Source organism: Proteiniphilum sp. UBA1028 (assembly GCF_002316955.1).
GTDB lineage: Bacteria > Bacteroidota > Bacteroidia > Bacteroidales > Dysgonomonadaceae > Proteiniphilum.
Window position 1 is genome coordinate 1,118 of the sequence record NZ_DCEN01000055.1, and the last position, 3,262, is coordinate 4,379.

The 3,262-nt window shown below is 47.1% G+C and carries 3 protein-coding genes; all 3 read left to right on the forward strand.

The annotated features are described in order from the left end of the window. Positions 1-1,350 (forward strand): IMP dehydrogenase (gene guaB, locus B3Z75_RS10165; protein ID WP_294071150.1); only part of this gene is annotated, 1,350 nt, incomplete at its 5' end. A 246-nt stretch (positions 1,351-1,596) separates the two neighbouring features. Continuing rightward, a complete protein-coding gene (locus B3Z75_RS10170) occupies positions 1,597-2,163 on the forward strand; it encodes an RNA polymerase sigma factor (protein WP_294071153.1) in 567 nt (188 codons plus the stop codon). After that, positions 2,150-3,262: hypothetical protein (locus B3Z75_RS10175; protein ID WP_294071156.1), on the forward strand; the 1,113-nt coding region annotated here is incomplete at its 3' end. The genes B3Z75_RS10170 and B3Z75_RS10175, both read left to right, overlap by 14 nt.

Genomic DNA, 3,262 nt, shown 5'->3' on the forward strand with positions numbered 1-3,262 from the left:
CTCAATGTTCCGATGGTCTCTGCCGCTATGGATACGGTAACAGAGACAACACTGGCCATTGCCATTGCCCGTGAGGGAGGTATTGGTGTGATCCACAAAAATATGAGTATTGAGGAACAAGCCAGACAGGTGCGCGCCGTAAAACGTGCCGAAAACGGCATGATCCTGAACCCCATTAGCATCACGCCCGAAAAAACTGTGGCCGACGCTCTGGCCATGATGTCGGAATTCAAAATTGGCGGTATACCGGTTGTCAAGGAAGATAATACATTGGTCGGTATCGTGACCAACCGCGATCTTCGATTTGAGAAATCGATGAATAAAACCATTAAAGAGGTGATGACGAAGGATAACCTGGTCACTACCCGTCAGTCGGCCAACCTGGAGGATGCAGCCGAAATTCTGCAGCAGCATAAGATTGAAAAGCTGCCCGTGGTTGACTCCAATTATAAGCTGGTGGGTTTGATCACCTACAAAGATATCACGAAAGCGAAAGATAAACCCTTTGCCTGCAAGGATGAACAGGGTCGTCTGCGTGTGGCTGCCGGAATAGGTGTCACGCACGATTCCATTGAGCGTGCTACTGCTTTGGTTGAAGCAGGCGTGGATGCGATTGTTATAGACACGGCTCATGGCCATTCGCAAGGTGTGGCAGATATGCTGAAGATGGTGAAAGAGAACTTTCCCCATATTGATGTAGTCGTTGGAAATGTGGCTACAGGCGATGCAGCCCGCTTTCTGGCCGATGCCGGTGCCGATGGTGTGAAAGTGGGCATCGGACCGGGATCCATTTGTACAACTCGTGTTATTGCCGGGGTAGGGGTTCCTCAATTATCGGCTATTTATGATGTAGCCATGGCCCTAAAGGGTACCGGTATTCCTTTGATTGCCGATGGCGGCTTGCGTTACTCGGGAGACATTGTAAAAGCACTTGCTGCAGGAGCTTCCTCGGTGATGATGGGTTCCTTGCTTGCAGGTACGGAAGAGTCTCCCGGAGAGACCATCATCTTTAACGGCCGAAAATTCAAGTCATACCGCGGAATGGGTTCACTTTCAGCGATGCAGCAGGGGTCCAAAGACCGTTACTTTCAGGATGTGGAAGACGACATCAAAAAACTCGTTCCCGAAGGAATTGAAGCTCGAGTTCCCTTTAAAGGCACCTTGCAGGAGGTTATTTACCAGATGGTAGGAGGCCTTCGTTCGGGAATGGGGTACTGTGGTGCTGAAAATATCGAGAAGCTGCACGATGCCAAATTCACCCGGATTACCTCTGCCGGTTATACCGAGAGTCATCCGCATGGTGTCATGATTACCCGCGAAGCACCGAACTATAGTAAAGGAAATGAGTAGTCCGTTTTTTGGACATACTTAAATAAGATGGCAACCGGATTCAGGTAATGAGTCCGGTTGTTGGTTTGTAATACCCCGTTGTTTCATACCTTATACCCCATTGTTTCATACTTTTTCTTTTACCTGAACCCTCCCTGTTAATTGAATTATCGGATAACGGATGATTGATGAAAATGGGATATTATTGTTCATCTGCTGCAACGTTTCGTTGTTTTGAAACGTCTTAAGGGTAAACAGGGAAGCTTTATGTCGGAAGACCGTTTGATACTTGCTTGCAAGCAGGGTAAATTGTGGGCGAGGAAGGAAGTGTATGATCAGTATGCTCCTGCGATGATGGCACTTTGCAGGCGTTATATTTCCGATGCCGAGGATGCGAAAGATGTGCTGCAGGAGGGGTTCCTGAAGATTTATACTGAAATAGGACAATACTCTGGAAAAGGATCCTTTGGCGGATGGATTAGGAGGATCTTTGTCAATACTTCGCTTGATTACATACGTAGAAAGAACAGACTGAAGGAAAAAGAGCTTTTGATTGATTTTGAAACAGGGAGTGATGACGATACACCCCATTTAAAAGATATCACAGCAGAGGAGTTGATGCAGTGTATTGGTGAACTTCCCGATACCTTTCGTACGATTTTTAATTTGTATGCGGTAGAGGGTTATAGCCATCGTGAGATTGCCACAATGCTGCAGATAAAGGAGAGTACTTCACGATCCTTTTTTTTCAGGGCGAGGCTGTTGTTGCAAAAAAAAGTTATTCAGTTATGTGACGACATACAAATAATGGGAAGAAAAGATGCAATCAGGTGATAATAACAATATAGAAAGGCTGGATCGGTTTTCCCTGGAAGTGGGGAAGAAGTTGCGGGAACACCGGATGGCCGTCGATCCAGGATTGTGGGAGATCCTGTCGGACAGGCTTCCTTCTCGCAACAGACGGTTTCCGGCATATTGGGGCTGGTCTGCCGCAGGTGTGGCGATATTACTGCTTGGATTGCTACTTTTTCTGAACCCCTTCACAGACGAGCCTGTCATTGAAATGCCACAGCCAATTCCCGATAATGGGCGGAAGACGGAGTTGCAATCCCACATCCCTGTCGGTAAGGCTGACATTCAAAAAAAAGATATGACCGAGGCACAGCAGTTGTTTACACAAGAAAGCTCACTTCAAAGACAGAAAATGAGAGAATCCGAAAGCGTGGTTTCCCGCAGGATCTCATCCGGTATGGGGGAGCTGACTGAAAAAGAACATCTCAGGGCAGAAACTTCACTGGAAGAGGTACCCACACCGGCTGAAGTGGTGGAACAGGACAAGACGTCAAAATCAACGGTTACAGAGCCGGACGGGGATTCTGCAGAGTTGTTATCTGCGGAAGATTATCCCGCTCTTCCCGTCCATACAAAAGATTCGAGACTACATTCTTTCTTATTGGCTTTGGGTAGCGGCAACAGCCTGCCGGATATCAGTCCCGGAGAATATGACGGAAGTGAATCGTTTTATTACGACAACCCTGTTCCTGGTATTGGTTTTTCCAATGACGCTGACGCTGGCCTGGGAGAAAAATACAATCTGTTAACGCCAGGTGATTTTACTGAGATAATGCACCATCTTCCGGTTACTATCAGTTTGACAACCGACTTTCCGGTCGGAAACAATGTAAGTCTGGAAACCGGATTGTCCTATACCTATCTGTTTTCCCGTTTTCGGCGAAACGACCAGCTGGTATATCGGGGTACGCTACAACAGCATTATATCGGGGTGCCTTTAAACCTGCGATACCAGATGTGGCAGAACGACTCCTGGACTCTTTATCTGTTGGGTGGTGCTACTGTGGAAAAGGGAATCCGCTCCATTTACAAGCAGGAAATTGAAGAACAGGGTAATGTAGTGCATCACACCCATGTATAT